The organism is Collinsella sp. OF02-10 (assembly GCF_003463445.1).
Taxonomy (GTDB): domain Bacteria; phylum Actinomycetota; class Coriobacteriia; order Coriobacteriales; family Coriobacteriaceae; genus Collinsella.
The window spans coordinates 17,785-34,810 of sequence record NZ_QSCW01000006.1; the positions used below are offsets into that span (position 1 = coordinate 17,785).

At 61.8% G+C, this 17,026-nt stretch carries 15 protein-coding genes; 11 read left to right on the forward strand and 4 right to left on the reverse strand.

Going from position 1 to position 17,026, the window contains the following annotated elements:
• Window positions 1-18 precede the first annotated feature (18 nt).
• Window positions 19-1,122, reverse strand: a complete 1,104-nt coding sequence (locus tag DXA43_RS04305; RefSeq protein WP_117806356.1) for an RsmB/NOP family class I SAM-dependent RNA methyltransferase — start codon at window positions 1,120-1,122, stop codon at window positions 19-21.
• Window positions 1,123-1,273: 151 nt separating this feature from the next.
• Window positions 1,274-3,424, reverse strand: coding sequence for a methionine--tRNA ligase (locus DXA43_RS04310; RefSeq protein WP_117806357.1), 2,151 nt, complete (start codon window positions 3,422-3,424; stop codon window positions 1,274-1,276).
• Between the two features lie 132 nt (window positions 3,425-3,556).
• Here DXA43_RS04310 and DXA43_RS04315 point away from each other — a divergent pair, with 132 nt between their 5' ends.
• From DXA43_RS04315 to queA, 3 genes are all read left to right on the forward strand, one after another.
• Window positions 3,557-4,123: a DUF3267 domain-containing protein gene (locus tag DXA43_RS04315; protein WP_117806358.1), complete on the forward strand. Its 567-nt coding sequence runs from the start codon at window positions 3,557-3,559 to the stop codon at window positions 4,121-4,123.
• A gap of 10 nt (window positions 4,124-4,133) precedes the next feature.
• Window positions 4,134-4,709 (forward strand): epoxyqueuosine reductase QueH, encoded by a 576-nt coding sequence (locus tag DXA43_RS04320; protein ID WP_117803058.1) that lies wholly within the window; start codon window positions 4,134-4,136, stop codon window positions 4,707-4,709.
• Window positions 4,710-4,779: 70 nt separating this feature from the next.
• A complete protein-coding gene (gene queA / locus DXA43_RS04325; protein ID WP_117806359.1) occupies window positions 4,780-5,991 on the forward strand; it encodes a tRNA preQ1(34) S-adenosylmethionine ribosyltransferase-isomerase QueA in 1,212 nt (403 codons plus the stop codon).
• Window positions 5,992-6,334: 343 nt separating this feature from the next.
• Here queA and DXA43_RS04330 read toward each other — a convergent pair whose 3' ends face one another.
• On the reverse strand, window positions 6,335-8,098 hold the full coding sequence (locus DXA43_RS04330) for a hypothetical protein (RefSeq protein ID WP_117806360.1): 1,764 nt from the start codon (window positions 8,096-8,098) through the stop codon (window positions 6,335-6,337).
• Window positions 8,099-8,392: 294 nt separating this feature from the next.
• Between DXA43_RS04330 and DXA43_RS04335 the strand changes: the two genes are divergently transcribed.
• The 5 genes from DXA43_RS04335 (at window position 8,393) to DXA43_RS04355 (ending at window position 12,483) form a co-directional block, all read left to right on the forward strand.
• Window positions 8,393-9,193, forward strand: coding sequence for an SDR family NAD(P)-dependent oxidoreductase (locus DXA43_RS04335; RefSeq protein WP_006235414.1), 801 nt, complete (start codon window positions 8,393-8,395; stop codon window positions 9,191-9,193).
• A 454-nt stretch (window positions 9,194-9,647) separates the two neighbouring features.
• Window positions 9,648-10,787, forward strand: a complete 1,140-nt coding sequence (gene tgt, locus DXA43_RS04340; RefSeq protein WP_055250876.1) for a tRNA guanosine(34) transglycosylase Tgt — start codon at window positions 9,648-9,650, stop codon at window positions 10,785-10,787.
• Window positions 10,788-11,000: 213 nt separating this feature from the next.
• A complete protein-coding gene (locus DXA43_RS04345; protein ID WP_117806361.1) occupies window positions 11,001-11,759 on the forward strand; it encodes a TIGR00730 family Rossman fold protein in 759 nt (252 codons plus the stop codon).
• A 113-nt stretch (window positions 11,760-11,872) separates the two neighbouring features.
• The gene (locus DXA43_RS04350; RefSeq protein WP_055250873.1) at window positions 11,873-12,172 is read left to right on the forward strand and encodes a type II toxin-antitoxin system RelB/DinJ family antitoxin; all 300 of its coding nucleotides are present in this window, start codon (window positions 11,873-11,875) and stop codon (window positions 12,170-12,172) included.
• Window positions 12,173-12,174: 2 nt separating this feature from the next.
• Window positions 12,175-12,483: a type II toxin-antitoxin system YafQ family toxin gene (locus DXA43_RS04355; RefSeq protein ID WP_055250871.1), complete on the forward strand. Its 309-nt coding sequence runs from the start codon at window positions 12,175-12,177 to the stop codon at window positions 12,481-12,483.
• 93 nt (window positions 12,484-12,576) lie between these two features.
• Here DXA43_RS04355 and DXA43_RS04360 read toward each other — a convergent pair whose 3' ends face one another.
• Complete coding sequence (locus tag DXA43_RS04360) at window positions 12,577-13,437, reverse strand: DegV family protein (protein WP_117806362.1); 861 nt, start codon at window positions 13,435-13,437, stop codon at window positions 12,577-12,579.
• Between the two features lie 123 nt (window positions 13,438-13,560).
• On the opposite strand from DXA43_RS04360, the gene DXA43_RS04365 reads away from it, so the two are divergent.
• The 3 genes from DXA43_RS04365 (at window position 13,561) to DXA43_RS04375 (ending at window position 17,006) form a co-directional block, all read left to right on the forward strand.
• Window positions 13,561-14,256, forward strand: a complete 696-nt coding sequence (locus tag DXA43_RS04365) for an HAD hydrolase-like protein (RefSeq protein ID WP_233540014.1) — start codon at window positions 13,561-13,563, stop codon at window positions 14,254-14,256.
• A 54-nt stretch (window positions 14,257-14,310) separates the two neighbouring features.
• Window positions 14,311-15,747 (forward strand): M20 family metallopeptidase, encoded by a 1,437-nt coding sequence (locus DXA43_RS04370; RefSeq protein WP_117806364.1) that lies wholly within the window; start codon window positions 14,311-14,313, stop codon window positions 15,745-15,747.
• A gap of 320 nt (window positions 15,748-16,067) precedes the next feature.
• A complete protein-coding gene (locus tag DXA43_RS04375) occupies window positions 16,068-17,006 on the forward strand; it encodes a phosphate ABC transporter substrate-binding protein (protein WP_117806365.1) in 939 nt (312 codons plus the stop codon).
• Window positions 17,007-17,026 lie beyond the last annotated feature (20 nt).

A 17,026-nucleotide genomic window follows, 5' to 3' on the forward strand; every position in this document is an offset into this window, starting at 1 on the left:
GAGTTTTGGATCCGTGCGCTAGCTGCGTTTTCGGATCAGGGCAATGTAGAAGCCCTCAAAGTCGCGGCTAGGCGGAATGGTGAGCGTGCCGGGCAGGCCGTTGGCGATGGCCGATACCTGACCCGCGGCAATGGCCTCGGTCAGGGCGTTGGACTCGATGCGCGGCTCCTCACCAGCTGCCTGGGCACGGCGTGCCTCACTTTCGCTTGGCGTGCCGTCGAGGGGGATGAGCTCGCAGTCCATATGCTTGTCGAGGGCCTCTTGCAGGGCGTCCTCGTTTTCCTGCGGCAAGATCGAACAAGTCGAATAGACGAGCGTTCCGCCCGGTTTGAGGGCTCCCATGGCGCGGTCCAGAAGTGCTCGCTGCGAGCGGGCGCACTTGCCGAGCAACTGCTCGGTGAGGCCGCGCAGGCTCTTTTCGTTGCCGCTGACGACGGTGCCCGTGCCGGTGCAGGGAGCGTCGAGCAGGATGCGGTCAAAGCGGAAGAATTCGTCGAGCTCGCGTGCGTCGATGCGCATGACGGGCACGTTTTTGGCGCCCTGGCGGTGGAGGTTGGACTCAAGCTTTTCGGCGCGGGGAATGCTCATCTCGCAGGCCGTGAGGTGTGCCTTGCCCTGGGTGAGGGCGGCGATCTGCGTCGTCTTGCCACCGGGGGCTGCGCACATGTCCAGGATGTCCTCGCCTGCCTGGACGCCCAGGACCAACGGCGGCATCATGGACGACAGGCTTTGCAAGTAGATTTTGCCGTCGCGGTAGATGTCGAGGTCCCATAGGTCGGAAACCTGGGCCTCGGGCAGGATGAAAGCGTCCGGGTACCATGCGACGGGGCGGTGGGCGATGCCGGCTGCGTCGAGTGCGGCGGCGATGTCCTCGGCGGTCGCCTTGAGCGTGTTGGCGCGCAGTGTGACTGGGCGTGTGGCCGCGGCGCCAAAGCCTTCGATCATGAGCTGAGCATCAGTGGGGGCATAGGCGCCGGCGACCGTGTCGACCATAAAGCGCGGCAGGTCGGCGGCGGAGGGTTGGGCGGCAAGCTGGTCGGAAAGCTCGGTGGCGGCAAACTGCCTGAGCTTGAGCTCGGGCTTAACCTGCTTTTTCTGCTTACGACGACGCGGCTTGGACATCCGTCTTTCCTTCCACCTAAATGATTATTCTGGGACGGGGATTAAAAAATCATTTAGTGATTCCCGTCCCAAAAAGACTGTTTTGCGGCGCCCGGGAATGATTTTTTAATCCCCGTCCCAGAATAATCATTCCCGGGCGCATTGCGGTTGCCTAGTACTGGCTCTCGTGCTTGCTGAAGAAGTCGAAGCGCGGGGGTAGCGGCTTCACGCGGTGCTCGCCGGGCTTCTCGCCCAGGCTCTCCACAAACTCGTCCGTGGAGGCGAAGATGCTATCCCAGCTAAAGAAGGCGACCGGGTCGACGTCGAAGTACTCGCAGATGAGCTCGCAGCCGGCCGGGACAATGCCGTGCATGAGCACGGTCGCCACACGCAGTTCGGTAAAGGCGTCGACGAGGGCCTGCGTCATCGCGGCGTTGGCCGGCTCGCCCTCAAGCTTGTTGGCGGCCTTAGAGGCGTCGCTCCAGCGCTTGTTGGCGGCGCGCAGGTAGTCGTCGCACACGGCAAGCGCGCGGTGCGTCTCGAACTTGTACATGGCCTGCTCAAAGGCGAGGGCTGCCTGCTGGGCGGCTTCGACCACGGTGTCAGAAGCGGCACCGGCGGGGATGCAGCCGTTGCGGTAGGGGCTCTCGTCGCCTTCCTTGACGGCGACGCCGTAGAAGCAGCTGCGGGCCAGACGGTTGAACACGCCGGTCAAAAGGGCGCTCTCCTTAAGGGCCGGGTCGATAACGCGCTTGTCGTCGCAGGCGCGCACCTCGTTACCGTCCTTGTCCTTGCCGGTCACGCGCGTGTCGTATGCCTTGGGGCTAAAGCTCACCGGCTTCTCGGACAGGCCGAGCGACAGCCAATGCGCACGCATCTGCTCGCAGGTGTAGTGGTTGAGCAGGTCGTCTGCCGGCGGGGGAGGCGTCTGCGAGGACGAGCTGGCCTTTTTGCCCATGTAGAGCAGGTGGTAGCAGGCGCTGACGGTGCTCTGCGTGAGGTCCCAACCCAGGGCCTCCCACATGGCGGTCTGCGCGATGCAGTAGAAGTAGATGTTGTCCTGACCGATGAACTGGTAGATCTGTGCGTCGTCCGAGCACCACCAGTCGCGCCAGTCGAGCGAGCTGTGCTGGTAGGTGGGCGCGGGGACCTGCGTGGAATCGGCGGCGGGCTCGCCCATGAGGGCGGCATCCTGAGCGGCGACGCCCTCGGTCACGCCGGCGGCCTTGGCATCGCGTGCGAGCACGGTGCGGGTGTAGCTGATGGGCGCCCACAGGCTCTCGGGCCAGCACCAGCAGGTGACGTCGGTCACGCCGTCGACCTCGGGCACCGGAACGCCCCAGTCGATGTTGCCGGTGATGCGGAAGGGCACGAGCGCCTTGCCGCTGCGGAAGCGCACGCCGCCGTTGGCGAGCACCGCGTGGGCGTCGTCGCGTTCCTTCCAGCTGGGGAAGGTGACGGTAAAGCTGCTCTTGTTGCCCTCGGGCTCCAGTACGGTGTGCTCGGGGAGCTGGTCCTCGACGGCGTCGAAGGCCTCGCGGAACTTGTTCTGGATGTAGAGCTGTGCCGGCAGCAGCCACTCCTCCATGGTCTTGGAGACCACGGAGCGAACCTGTGGGTTCTGGGCGAGCTTGGCGGTGTAGGTCTTCATAAAGTCGAGGTAGGCCGGCAGGTCGAAGTAGAGGTTGTCGACCGGGCGCAGCTCGGGCACCTCGCCAGTAAGCTGGCTTTTGGGCGCGATGAGCTCCTCGGGCTCAAACTGGTGACCCAGGTCGCATTCGTCGGCATAGGCTTTCTCGGATTTGCAGCCCTGGATGGGGCAGCGGCCGATGACCTGGCGGCCGTTGAGGAAAGTGCCGGCCTTGGCGTCGTAGAACTGCAGCGTGGAGCGCTTTGAGATGGTGCCCTGCTCGTGCAGGCGCTCGATAATCTCGGCGGTCACCTCGTTGTGAATCTGCGCAGCCGGCTCAAGGCCCGAGCCGCCGTAGATATCGCAGCTGATGTTGTAGTTGTTGAGGGTCGCGGCCTGGCGGGAGTGATTGGACTCGACGTACTCGTTAATGGACTTGTCGTAGCCCTCGTTCTCCTTGAGCTTGCGGTAGCTCTCCATGATGGGCGAGCCATAGCAGTCGGTGCCCGAGGTGAAGATGACGTTCTCGCGGCCCAGACGGTCGCGCAGGAAACGGGCGAAGAAGTCGGCCGGGACAAAGACGCCGCCAACGTGGCCAAAGTGAAGGCCCTTGTTGCCGTAGGGCTCGCCGGCGGTAACGATGGCGCGGCGAGGCCAGCTGGGACGGTCGTTCATGGAGTATTTGGATGCCATGGGACTCCTTCGCATATGGTGAGAGCGCAGCCGGGTGCGAGGCCTGGCGACGCGGTGGTCAATTCGTGCATATCGTTCGACATTATCGCACATGCGGGCGGGTGCGTGACGGGGGCGCTATCCTAAGATGCTATGAATGAGATTTCCAACATACATGCGTTTGAAGACGAGGATTTCCTGCACGCCTGCTTTGTGTGGGGGATGGCCGTGCTTGGCGCATTTGCCGTGTGCCTGGTGCCGGTGTTTATGCTGCTGGGTGGGCCCGCGGATCTGGATGCGGCCGACGCGGGCGGCTGGACGGCGGTCTTGGGCTGGATGGTCGGCTCGGTGGTCGTCTCTGCGGCGTCGTTTGCCGTGCATGAGCTGGTGCACGGTGCGTTTTTTAAGCTGCTGGCGCCCACGGGTGCGCACGTGACTTTTGGAGCGAACCGTGAGACGTGCATGATTTATGCCTGCGCTGAGGGGATTGTGTATTCGCGCCGGCGGTATGTGGCGATTTGCCTGGCGCCGACGGTTGTTGTGACGACAGCGTTTGCCCTGGGGTTTGCGTTTTCGGGCTATCCGCTGCTGTGCTATCTGGCGGCCGGCTTGCATTTGTCGGGCTGTGTGGGCGATTGGTATTACGTGCGGACCATTTTGCGCGACCGCCGCATTGTCGCCTGCGAGGATACGTCCTTTGGCGTGCGCTTTTTTGGGTGAGGAGATGTCGATGAAGCCGTTGCTGCTGCATGCTTGCTGCGCGCCGTGCTCGCTGGAGCCGGTTCGCCTGCTGCGCGAGGAGGGGTTTGAGCCCACGATTTGCTGGACCAACCCCAATATTCAACCGCGCGATGAATGGCAGCGCCGCTTGGACGAGCTGCGCCGGTGGTGTGCCGATGGCGACATCGAGCTCATCGAGGCAGGGGAGGACCGCGATCGCTGGGAGACCGGCGTGGCACCGCTGGGTGCCGATCGGCCTCGTCGCTGTCGCGCGTGCTATGCCCTGCGCTTGGCCGAGGCGTGCCGCGTGGCCCAGGAGCGCGGGTTTGAGTTTGTGGGCACGACGCTCGCCGTCTCGCCGTACCAGCTGTTCGATACCTGCAATGACGTGCTTGAGCGCTTGGCGGCGGCACATGGGCTCACCCCGGTGATTCGCGATTTTCGCCCGTATTACCCCGAGGCGACTCGCCGTTCGCGCGAGCTTGGCATGTATCGGCAGAACTACTGTGGTTGCCGCTTCTCGGCTGTCGAGGCGGCCATGGACCGCGCCCGCATCCGCGACGAGCGCAAAGCCGCCAAAAAGTAGTTCATTTGGGACGTCAGCCTGCTAGGATGTAGAGCGGACTTTAGCTATATAAGGAGAATCCGACGTGTCTATGCGTACCGATGATTTTGACTATAACCTGCCCGAAGAGCTCATCGCCCAGGCGCCTGCCGAGCCGCGCGACTCCTGCCGCCTGCTGGTGGTTGATCGCAAAGGCTCCGAGACAGGAACGCCGCTAGAGCATGGCGGCACCGTCGAGCACCGCATCTTCCGTGACATCATCGACTATATCGAGCCGGGCGACGTGCTCGTCATCAACCAGACGCGTGTTATGCCGGCCCGCCTGATCGGTCGCAAGGCCGGCTCGGGCGGTGTGGTCGAGACGCTGCTGCTCAAGCGCCGCGAGGATATTGACCCGCTGGGTCACGTTTGGGAGTGCCTGGTCAAGCCGGGCAAGCGTCTGAAGCCCGGTGCTCAGATTGAGTATCGCGCCGGTGGCGCCCATGCGCCCGAGGGGGCTCCCGTGGTGCTGACGGCCGAGGTTGTCGACTTTGTCACCGATAGCCGCGGCGGCCGCCTGGTGCGTTTTGAGCCGGCGGGCTGCAATGCCGCTGGCGACCCGCGCACGCTCGACGAGGCCATTCACGCCGCCGGTCACGTGCCGTTGCCGCCCTACATCACCGATTACGAGGGCGACCCCGAGAAGTACCAGACCGTGTACGCCATGAAGGAGGAGCACTCGGCCGCTGCTCCCACGGCTGGCCTGCACTTCACGCCCGAGCTCATGGCTGCCATCGAGGCCAAGGGCGCAAAGTTTGCCGCCGTCGAGCTCGAGGTGGGCATCGACACCTTCCGCCTGGTGGAAGAGGACGACCCCATGCAGCACGTGATGCACACCGAGCGCTACCACGTGTCACAGGAGGTGGTCGACGCCGTGCATAAGGCGAAGGCCGAGGGCCATCGTGTGATTGCTGTCGGTACCACGGCGGTGCGCTCGCTCGAGAGCGCGTTTGACGCCGATGCTCCGGTGCCCGATCCGGCTGTGACGGCGCGCTATTTTGAAGGCCGCGAGGACGGCGCCGACACGCTCGGCCGCGGTGACATCGTGGTGCGCGAGAACGCCACGACGCAGCTCTACCTCATGCCCTGCTCGACCTATCACGTGGTCGACGCGCTGATCACGAACTTCCACGTGCCGCGCTCCACGCTCATGATGCTCGTAAGCGCGCTTGCCACCCGCGACCAGATCATGGATGCCTATGCCGCCGCCATCGAGGAGCGCTACCGCTTCTTCAGCTTTGGCGACGCCATGCTCATTTTGTAGGTTACGGCGTTTTCCAAACGCCGTAACCGGCCGACGCTGCGCGGGCCGCATTTGGACAATCTGACGTTCAACTTCAAGGGCGCGACCTTTGTAGTTACGCGGTTTTACCAAACCGCGTAACCAGTTGACGCTGCAAACCCGCCAGAGCGGCAATCTGCCTTTCAACTTCGGCGGCATGACCAGAAGGTCAATGCCGCCTTGTTTCAAGGCACCTTGCTCGCTCTGGCGGGTTTTCGCTGTCGGTGCCAAAACATCGGCGTTGCCTTGGCTGTCAATGTGGCACTTGGGGACGTTCCTTTTGTGCCGGCACTTGGGGACACTCCTTGTAATCGTTGGGGAGTGGTTACTTGCTCGCGAACAGCCAGATCAAGATGATCACGAGAACTACGGCGACGATGCAGACGATGGCACCGGTGAATTTGATGCGTGAGTCGCGGGTGCGCTCTCGTACGTCATCCTCGGTAGCCTCGAGCTGGGCGACTTCTCGCTCGGTCTCGGTGTGTTCGGCTTTTTCTCGGGCCAAGGACCCTGCAAGCGACTCGGTGATCTCTGGGTGGTCGTGCACCTCGGTCGCCTGTTCGATGATCGACTGCGCATGTGCGGCATCTGCTTGGGCGTTGGCGATGGTCTGCTCCTGTTGGCGGCGTGCCTTGTCCTCGGCAGTGATCTTCTCGCGCAGGTCGCGCTGACGAGTTGCGGCGGCAGTTTTCGCCGTCTGCAGCTCGTCGCGCGCGGCATCGGCTTCGGTCGTCACGGCTTGGTGCGCGCGTTTTGCGTCGGCGATAGGGGCTTGAGCCTGCTCGACGGCCTGCTCGGCTGCGGCAAGCGAGTGCTCAAGGTCGGCGGTGATGCGCGGGACATCTTCTTCGGCTTTACGCAGGGCATCTGCCGTGTCGGAGATCTGCATCGAGAGCTCGCTGGTGCGCACCGTATAGTTGGCGGGATTTGCCGAGGGATTGCGTTGCAGCTCGGCATACTCATGACGCAGCGTCTCGAGCTGGGCGCGCGTGGCGTCGACGGTTTGTTGTGCGGCCGCAATGCCGGCGTCTCGCTCGGCCTTCACCTTGTCGCGGATGCGCTTGGAATCCTCAAGACGTCGAATGAGGCGGTTGCCGGTCTCGCGAGAGCTCGCCTCGCGGGCCTCCACGGCGTCGAGCGCGGCCTTCAGGCGGAGCTCAGTCGCGTCATCCTCTGTCTTCATTTGTTCGAGCTGACCCTTGAGCTCTGTCGCTTTGGAGGCGTGGGCATCACGGTCAATCTCGGCGGCCGCTGCAGTCTTTTGGGCCGTGGCAATCGCCTGGCGCTGGTCGGCGACGATCTGGTCGTAGCGGTCTGCGATATCCTGGCGCGTCTCGAGTTCCTCGGCCTGATCGGCAATGCGCTGCTCAAGTTCGGCCAGGTGGGCGCGGGCATCGGCAAGTGCCTTTTTCGCGGCGTTCATCTCGCGCATGGCCGAGGCGCCCTGGGCGATAAAGGTGCCCACGGCGTTCGCAGTGTTCGAGACGGCGGTCCCCAGATCGCGGCTCGCGGCGGGGGAGTGCGGGGCGGTCGGGCGAGCGGTGTCGACAGCGTCCGAATCGGCAGCCTGCGGCGCGGCGATGTTGCCGGTGCCGCCCTCGACCACAGAAAAGCCTGCTGCGTGCGGATCGACCGCGTCGGCGCCAATTGTGGGGTGCTCGAGCTGCAGGAACGAGGGCATGGTGCTGCCTTGATCGGCAACGGGGGTCTCGCCGGGCACAAAGGTCGAGGCGGCCTCGGCGGCCTCCTCTTCCTCGGCATCCACGTCGGCGTCGGCCACGGCGTCTTTCATCGCTTTGACGGCATCCATCATGGAGTCCATGACGGCGTCGAGCTCTTCTTCCGAAGAAACCTCGATAGGGCCCGCAGCTTGCGGAGCAGCATCCTGTATGGGGTGGTCGTCCTGAGCGGGCGCATCGTCGTTTTGCTCGCCTGCATCTTCGGCGCCGGGGGTTTCCGCCGTAGCGCTTTCGTCTAAGATGGGGTCGTCGAGGCCAATATCATCGCAGGTCACAGCGTCAGCATCTGCAGTGACGTCTGCGGAATTATCAATATGCTGTTGAGTCTGGGGGTCCAGCTCGTCTGTCATAGGCATGTGCTCCTCATCGTTGTTTGTCACCCTATGATAAAGTCTCGCGCCGACATCCCGCGCGCTGCAGCAAAGTTTCAAAACGTGTTCGATGGCTCGCGTCGATAGCAAAAACTCGGCCACTTTATCCAGTTTGTACTTGACATTCCCTTCGCCGAAAGACGTTGCGCCGTTCGCCTGCCATGGGCTTTATTTTTCGCTTGAACCCGCTAAAGTTGCATTTCAGCTTTTGGCGCGTGAAGTTGGATGCGCGCAGTCGACGGGCAGGCCCGTCGCGATTTGAAAGGACTTTGTATGGGACTTTTCACTGGTAAGACCGTGATCGTTACCGGCGGCGGCAAGGCCACGCTTAAGGACGGCTCCGCTGGTTCCATCGGCTACGGCATCGATATCGCTTTTGCCAAGGAGGGCGCAAACCTCGTCATCACCGGCCGCAACGTCGCCAAGCTCGAGGCCGCCAAGGAATCCCTCGAGGCCGAGTACGGTGTCAAGGTTCTGCCTGTTCAGGCCGATGTTTCTGCTGGTCAGGACAACGAGGCTGTCGTCCAGAACGTCATCGACAAGGCCATTGAGGAGTTCGGTCGCATCGACGCCGTCGTCAACAACGCTCAGGCCAGCGCCTCGGGCGTGACCATTGCCGATCACACCATGGATCAGTTTAACCTGGCCATTTACTCTGGCCTGTATGCCACCTACCTGTACATGCAGAAGGCCTATCCGCACCTGAAGGAGACCAAGGGCTCCGTGGTCAACTTTGCTTCGGGCGCCGGCCTGTTTGGCAACTACGGCCAGTGCAGCTATGCCGCCGCCAAGGAAGGCATCCGTGGTCTGACTCGCGTTGCCGCCAACGAGTGGGGCAAGGACGGCATCAACGTCAATATCGTTTGCCCGCTTGCTTGGACCGCCGCGCTCGAGAACTTCCAGGATGCCTATCCCGAGGCGTTCAAGGCCAACGTCCACATGCCGCCGGCAGGCCACTACGGCGACGTCGAGAAGGAAATCGGCCGCGTTGTCGTTCAGCTCTGCGGTCCCGACTTTAAGTATATGAACGGCGAGACCGTCACCCTCGAGGGTGGCATGGGCCAGCGTCCGTAGGGTTACGCGGTTTTACCAAACCGCGTAACGGGTCGACGCTGCGCGGTCACCAGGGCGACAACTTGTCATTCAAAGAGGGCGGCATGACCAGAAGGTCAATGCCGCCCTCTTTTCATGCCAATTTGTTCGCCCTGGTGACCGCTCGCTGACGTTGTCAAAACATCGGCGTTGCCAAAACATCGGCGTTGGCGTGGCTGGTAAATAGCTCCACTCATCGGGGACGTACTTAAATGAGTGCCCGCAGAATGAAAGTGGATAATCTCCCGTTTTTGGGCTGTGCTTTGGGCAAAAGTGGGAGATTATCCACGCTCATCCGGTAAGCGTCCAAAAATCCACGCTCATTTGCCGTGTCCCTGCCGTATCCTTCTCGCACCAGTTTCTGTCGAGTCGGTGCTTCTTGCGGGTTGCCCGTATAATGGTTTGCGTATGAACCGCAACCAAGGAGTTCCAGTTTATGGACCAGAACCTTTTTAAATTCGACCTGATTGCCGAGGATCCGACGACGCACGCGCGCGCCGGCGTACTGCACACCCCGCACGGCGACATCGAGACGCCGATCTTTATGCCCGTGGGCACCAAGGCAAACGTCAAGGGCATTCCTACCGAGACTGTCAAGAAGCTCGGCGCCCAGATCGTGCTCGCCAATACCTATCATCTGTCCATGCGTCCCGGCGAGGATACCATCGCCGAGCTGGGCGGCCTGCACAAGTTCATGAACTGGCACGGCCCCATCCTCACCGACTCGGGCGGTTTCCAGGTCTTCAGCCACAACGATGCCGTCAAGCTCACCGATGAGGGCGTGCGCTTTATCGTCAACGATTACGACGGCCGCCACGTGTTTTGGACGCCCGAGGACAACATGGAAATCGCCATGAAACTCGGCTCCGATATCTGCATGCAGCTCGACCAGTGCCCGGGCTATCCCGCCACGCGCGCCTACGTTGAGCGCGCCGTTGAGCTGTCGAGCATGTGGGCCGAGCGCTGCTATAAGGCGCATACCCGCGATGACCAGGCGCTCTTTGGCATCGTTCAGGGCGGCATGCACCTGGATCTGCGCCTGCGTTCGCTGCGCCATCTGGAGGAGTGCGGCGACTTCCCGGGCTATGGTATCGGTGGCTATTCGGTGGGCGAGGATCACGAGACCATGTTCGAGACCCTGGCGCCGCTCGTGAGCGAGTACATGCCCAAGCATAAGCCGCGCTACCTGATGGGTGTCGGCAACCCCACCACGCTCGTACGCGGCGTGGGCGTGGGCATCGACATGTTCGACTGTGTGCTGCCGACGCGCACCGGTCGCATGGGTACGGCGTTCTCCAGTGAAGGTCGCCTTAACTTCCGTAACGCGCGCTTTGCGCACGACGACGGCCCCATCGACCCCACCTGCACCTGCCCGGTGTGCACGGGCGGCTACAGCCGCGCGCTCATTCGCCACATGGTCACGCAGAAGGAGATGCTCGGCGGCATTTTGCTTTCGATGCACAATATCTACTACCTGCTCAACCTTATGCAGCGTGCCCGCCAGGCCATTATCGAGGGCCGCTACGGCGCATTCGTGAGCGATTGGATGAATAGTCCTGCCGCGGTGGATTACTAAGGGCGACAGACACGCTTGCAGAGCGTGGGCAACGGCAATGGTCGAGCGCCAGCCGGTCGTCACATTCGCTGACACCGGCTGCGCGACCGCTGGCCGATAGCTTGTAAGTGCTTGATGCATCGTGGGTACCATACCGAATAGTTGATGTTCGGGCGGGTGTTTGACGCATGGCGTCGACCCCGCCCGTTTTTCTTTTTCTCGATAGGAGTACCCATGATTAAGAATGAGAACGTCGAGGGCGAGCCTGCCTACGACGAGACGTACCGCCGCGGCCCCGTGGTCATGCGCGGCCCCATGATTCCTAAGGACAACACCTACGCCAACCTGCTGGCGCCCGAGGAGTCGACTGACTGGCTGCACGCCGACCCCTGGCGCGTGCTGCGAATTCAGGCAGAGTTTGTCGATGGCTTTGGCGCACTTGCCGAGCTTGGACCTGCGGTGACTATCTTCGGTAGCGCCCGCACGCCCAAGACCGATCCGCTCTACAAGGCGGCGCGCACCGTCGGGCGCAAGATCGCGCAACGTGGCGTGGCGGTCATCACCGGTGGCGGCCCTGGCATCATGGAAGCGGCCAACAGGGGAGCGGCGAGTGTCAACGGCAAGTCAGTTGGCCTAGGCATTGAATTGCCGCACGAGCACGGGCTCAACAAATACGTGAACCTCGGCATGGACTTCCGCTACTTCTTTGTGCGCAAAACCATGTTCGTTAAGTACAGCTCGGGCGCCATCGTATTTCCCGGCGGCTTTGGCACGCTCGACGAGATGTTCGAGGTTCTCACGCTGGTGCAAACGCACAAGGTCAAGCGCATGCCGCTCGTGTTGGTGGGCAGCGAGTACTGGCAGGGCCTGTTCGACTGGCTCAACGGTCCGGTGATGGACGCCGGCATGATCAGTCCGCTCGATCCGGATCTGGTACACATTACCGACGACCTCAACGAGGCCGTTGACATTGCGCTCAGCGGGCTGATGTAGATCAATCGTGCCCACGCGACATGAATACGCATGGCAATCTGATGTTATCTAACATCAGATTGCCATTTATATTGGGTATACTGGTGTAAAAGACGAGGGCGAGGAGGTCGCAAATGTCTACAGCAACAGTTAAGCCTACGACGGTTCGAATCGAAGAGGGGCTCAAGGAGCAGGCGACTGAGTTCTTGGATTCGGTCGGCCTCAGCCTCAATTCCTATCTCAATCTTGCCGTTCGGCAGCTAGTAAATCAGCGAAAGATTCCTTTTGAGATTGTAGGAAGGGCGGAGGTGCCCAACGAGGTGACGAGGCGCGCCATGGTGATCGCCGAGGCTCATGAGCTGGGGATTTTGCCGGACGATAGCCTGTCATTCAATAACGCTGATGAGCTTATGTCATTCCTCGATGAGGAATAGCGATGTTCGAGATTAAAGTCGAGGCTCAATTTAAGGTGGACTACAAACGAACGATGCGCATGCATCCGCAGCTAAAAAGTGAGTTTAAAGCGGCGGTTGCAGAGCTTGTGGCTCATGGGTCACTTCCGGCGGAGTATGGCGCCCACGAGCTCTCAAACCCGGGCGGAAACTACAACGGCCACATCGATTTCCACCTATCCGATGGCTTGGTCGATGTGGTCGTTCTTTATCTTCCCCATAAGACTAACCCAGTGATTAGGCTGGTGAGAATGGGCACTCATCAGGAACTGTTTCAGGGTCCGCTGGGCTGATCGCCGATTTCTAAGTTGCGGTGGAATAGGGATTGATTTGCGGCTGATAAGCCAAAAACAGTTCCTATTCCACCGCAAGTGGTAAAGGTGCCCCTAGTGGATGGGCTGGTAACGAGGACAGTAGCTGATGGCGATGGCGTCGACGCCTACATGGGTGGCGATGGTGCAGCCGATGGGGCCAGTGCCGGCGTCTACGTAATCCTGGCCCGCGAGTGCCTCGTTGACAAGCTCCTGCTCCTCGGCGGCGCCGGTCGTGAGCACACGCACGCTTGAGCCCGGGTGCTCGTCCAAAAACGCGAGGCAATCTTCCATGGTGTTGGCGACGATGCGCTTGGCGCCGCGGCCCTTTTTGATTGCCTTGATCTCGCCCGATTTCCACTCCGGCGAAACGGCCAGGCGAATGTTGAGCATCTGCGTCAGCTGGCCGGCGAGCTTGGGGGCGCGGCCGTTTTTGACCAGGTTCTCGAGCGTGCGGGGAATCAGCAGCAGGTGGGCGTCGGGCAGCGTCGCGCGGATCTGCGCCTCGGTCTCGTCCAAGCTGCGGCCGTCCTCGCGCATGGCAAGTGCGTACTCCACCAGCAGGCCCTCGGCGCCCGAGCCGGTGCGCGAATCGATGCAGCGCACGTCGAGCTCGTGGGTCTCGGCGACCAGACATGCGTTGGAATAGCAGGCGGACCACTCGCTGCACAGCGAGATAAAGATCGCGCTGTCGTGGCCATCGGCGCGTACGCGGTCAAACAGCGCCTTGAACTCGCCGGCGCTCGGCTGCGAGGTGTGCGGCAGCTGCTCGGAGCCGGCCATGCGGGCGACGTACTCCTCGGCGGTAATCTGCACCTGGTCGAGCAGGTCCTCGCCCTCGATAATCACATGCAGCGGAATCACGTAAATGCCGAGCTCTTGGGCGCGGGCGGGGGAGATGTCCGACGTGGAGTCGGTTATGATGGCAAAAGACATAATTGCACCTTTCGTTGGGGCGCGGCAGCGCCGCCTTCTGAAAGCAAAGTGCGACAAGTATAGTGGAGTCGTTCCACATTACTAGGTTCAATTGTTGAATAGTCAACAGTTTGAAGTGTCGGTGTGGAAATCATCAACTGGGGAAGAGGAATGCCGATGGAGGCGTTGGAGATAGGCAGACGGCCGGTCGTGCTGTTCGATTTTGACGGCACGGTGGCCGATACGGGTCGGGCAGTGATGACCTCGACGCGCAAGACGCTGGCTGCGCGCGGGTTTTCGGAGACGCAGATGGGTGATCTGCGCCGCATGATCGGGCCGCCCCTGTGGAAGAGCTTTCACGACTTTTACGGCTTTTCCCGCGAGGAGTCGCTTGTGGTGGCCGATGAGTACCGCGCCTTTTTTGATGAACTGGGACCGGAGGAGTATCCCGTGTTCAATGGGGTCCCCGAGCTGCTGGATGGGTTGGTCGCCCAAGGCAAACGTATGGCCGTGGCGACGTCGCGCATGGAGGCCAAGTGCATCGACATGGTGCATGAGCTCGGGCTCTCTCAGTTTGAGGCGGTGATTGGCATGAATCCGCCGCAGGGACGCGAGACCAAGGCCGATTCGGTCCGCGATGCCCTGGCGGCGCTCGGCGCGACGGCCGACGATGCCGTGATGATCGGCGATCGCTTTAACGATGTGGAGGGCGCGCACGCAATGGGCGTGCCGTGCATCGGCATCTATTCGGGCGCGGCGGCGCCGGGTGAGCATGAGGCGGCGGGTGCCGATGCAGTGGTGCACTCGGTGGCCGAGCTTGCTAAACTTTTCTCTATCTAGGAACTAAATGTGAGGGGCGGGTACGCTTGCCGCTCATTGGTAAGGAGGCAGTCTATGAATCAGGTGGAGCAGAGCGTCGCTGAGTATGTCGACGAGGTCTGGGAAGATGTCGTCGCCGATATCGAGCAGCTGGTGAGCTATCCGTCCGTGGCAGTTTCTGCCGATGCAGAGCCCGGCGCGCCGTTTGGCCGCCCGGTCCGTGACGCGCTCGACTGTGCGCTCGGCATCGCGCAGAAGCTTGGCTATCAGACGAGCGACGACGAGGGCTATGTGGGCATTGCCGATATCCCTGGCCGCGGCGACAAGCAGCTCGCGACCATCTGCCACGTGGACGTGGTGCCCGCCGGCCCGGGCTGGAACACCGACCCGTTTGCGCTGGAGCGTCGCGAGGGCTGGCTGCTCGGCCGCGGCGTTATCGACGACAAGGGTCCGGCGGTGCTGTCACTCTACGCCGGCGCCTATCTGCTCAAGCACGGCATTACCCCGCGCTATACTTTCCGCGCGCTGCTGGGCTGCGATGAGGAAGTGGGCATGTCCGACGTTCACCATTATCTGGAGAACCACGCAGACCCCGACTTTTTGTTTACGCCCGATGCCGAGTTTCCGGTCTGCAATGCCGAGAAGGGCCAGTTTGGGGCGACGTTCGTGAGTCCCAAGATCGACGGCGGGCGCATCGTGTCGTGGAGCGGCTCCGAGGCGAGCAATGCCATTCCGTCGCAGTCCATCTGCGAGCTCGCGATTGCCGCCGATGAACTGCCGGCGCCCGTTGAGAACGCCGACCGCCTGGAGATCACGGCGCTTGATAACGGGCATGCGCAGATTTTCGCCCACGGTATTGGCGGCCACGCTTCGATGCCTGAGGGCACCATCAACGCCGTCGGCCTGATCGTGTCGTATCTGCGCGAGGCCGAAGACGCGTTTGGTGCACGCGACGAGCGCCTGCTGACGCCTGCCGAGCACGAGTTCGTCAAGTTCCTGGCCTTTGTGCATGCGGATGCCTATGGCCGCGGCCTAGGTATCGATGCGACGAGTCCGGCGTTTGGCCCGCTTACCTGCAACGCTGGCGTCATCCGCGTGGCGGATGGCCATATTGAGCAGGTCATCGACGTGCGCTTCCCCGACAGCACGAGTGCCGATACCATCCGCGAGCAGCTCGATCCGCTCGTGGGCCGTTTTGGCGTGACGTGCCGTGTGGGTCGTGCGAAGGTGCCGTTCTCGGTCTCTGCCGACGATCCGGCCGTGAAGGCGCTTATTGATACCTATAACGAGTTTACGGGCAAGCATGCTGAGCCCTTTGCCATGGGCGGCGGCACGTACGCACGCAACTTTGCCCGCGCCGTCTCGTTTGGCCCCGAGGAGACCGGCCTGGAGCTGCCCGCATGGGGCGGCCAGATGCACGGCCCCAATGAGTGCGCCAACGAGGAACAGCTCAAGCAGGCGCTCAAGATTTATATCGTGGCGATCTTACGTTTGAACGAGCTTGAGCTTTAAGGCTGCGGCGTTTTAACAACTTAGCACCCCTTTCGTCCGGGCTTTTTAAGTTGCGGTGGAATAGTTCCTAGAATGGGCCATTTGATGGCCAAGCAGGAACTATTTCACCGCAACTTTGTTTTTATTGGTGTAAAAGGCGGGTCATGCTTGGTGGCGGGTTTGTTATCCGTTTGTAAAGGCTGGGCAGAGCTTGCGGTAAGGGTCTATCAAATGTCCGTAAGAAACCGCAGATAAGGCGGTCGTCGCCCGATCGAGACCGTATCTTTCCAAACAGCAAAGCGGGCAGGGTGCCCGCGAGTCGCATGTATGAAAGGAAGATCATGCTCGATCAGGCTTATTCTCGTCGTCAGTTCCTCGGCCTTGCTGGTGGTCTTGCCGGCATCGTCGGTCTCGGTCTCGTTGGTTGCGGCGGCTCCAACGCCGCCAACACCGCTGCTGAGGGCAGCGCCGCTGCTGCCGAGTCCGTCTCGGGCGAGGTGACCTACGACGGCGCTTCCTCGTTCCAGGCTCTCGTCGAGGCTGCTGCCGAGAAGTTCATGGATGCCAACCCGGACGTCTCCGTCTCTGGCTCGGGTAACGGTTCGGGCAAGGGCCTGACCGCTGTCGCCGCCGGCACCGTCACTATCGGTAACTCCGACGTCTTCGCCGAGACCAAGCTCGAGACCGACCAGGTCAAGAACCTCGTCGACCACGAGGTCGCCGTCGTGGGCATGGGCCCCGTCGTCTCCAAGAACGTGACAGTCGACGACCTGACCCTCGAGCAGCTCAAGGGCATCTTCTCCGGCCAGATCACCAACTGGAAGGAGGTCGGCGGCGACGACGCCAAGATCGTCGTTCTCAACCGCAAGGCCGGCTCCGGCACCCGCGCCACCTTCGAGGCCGCCGTCTTTGGCGACGAGGCCGTCGACTTTAAGGGCGACGCCGAGCTCGACAAGTCCGGCGATGTCCAGACTCAGATGGGCAGCACCGACAACGCCATCTCCTACCTTGACTTCTCGCACTTCGATGACTCCAAGTTCAACGCCATCATGGTCGAGGGCGTCGAGCCCAAGAGCACAAACGTCACCGACGACTCCTTCAAGATCTGGGCGACCGAGCACATGTACTGTGCTAAGGACGCCGACGAGGCCACCAAGGCCTTCCTGGAGTTCATGCTTTCCGACGACGTCCAGGGCAAGCTCGTCGAGGAGCAGGGCTTTATTCCCGTTTCTGCCATGAAGGTCGTCAAGGACGCCAGTGGCAAGGTCTCCGCTAAATAAGTAATCGCCCCCGGAAAGGT

Coding starts and splice junctions, on each gene's coding strand:
- DXA43_RS04360 (WP_117806362.1), bottom strand. CDS start 13,437: ATGTCTTTTGCCATCATAACCGACTCCACGTCGGACATCTCCCCCGCC.
- DXA43_RS04305 (WP_117806356.1), bottom strand. CDS start 1,122: ATGTCCAAGCCGCGTCGTCGTAAGCAGAAAAAGCAGGTTAAGCCCGAG.
- DXA43_RS04315 (WP_117806358.1), top strand. CDS start 3,557: ATGAATGAGATTTCCAACATACATGCGTTTGAAGACGAGGATTTCCTG.
- DXA43_RS04345 (WP_117806361.1), top strand. CDS start 11,001: ATGATTAAGAATGAGAACGTCGAGGGCGAGCCTGCCTACGACGAGACG.
- queA (WP_117806359.1), top strand. CDS start 4,780: ATGCGTACCGATGATTTTGACTATAACCTGCCCGAAGAGCTCATCGCC.
- DXA43_RS04335 (WP_006235414.1), top strand. CDS start 8,393: ATGGGACTTTTCACTGGTAAGACCGTGATCGTTACCGGCGGCGGCAAG.
- DXA43_RS04330 (WP_117806360.1), bottom strand. CDS start 8,098: ATGACAGACGAGCTGGACCCCCAGACTCAACAGCATATTGATAATTCC.
- DXA43_RS04320 (WP_117803058.1), top strand. CDS start 4,134: ATGAAGCCGTTGCTGCTGCATGCTTGCTGCGCGCCGTGCTCGCTGGAG.
- tgt (WP_055250876.1), top strand. CDS start 9,648: ATGGACCAGAACCTTTTTAAATTCGACCTGATTGCCGAGGATCCGACG.
- DXA43_RS04310 (WP_117806357.1), bottom strand. CDS start 3,424: ATGGCATCCAAATACTCCATGAACGACCGTCCCAGCTGGCCTCGCCGC.
- DXA43_RS04370 (WP_117806364.1), top strand. CDS start 14,311: ATGAATCAGGTGGAGCAGAGCGTCGCTGAGTATGTCGACGAGGTCTGG.
- DXA43_RS04355 (WP_055250871.1), top strand. CDS start 12,175: ATGTTCGAGATTAAAGTCGAGGCTCAATTTAAGGTGGACTACAAACGA.
- DXA43_RS04350 (WP_055250873.1), top strand. CDS start 11,873: ATGTCTACAGCAACAGTTAAGCCTACGACGGTTCGAATCGAAGAGGGG.
- DXA43_RS04375 (WP_117806365.1), top strand. CDS start 16,068: ATGCTCGATCAGGCTTATTCTCGTCGTCAGTTCCTCGGCCTTGCTGGT.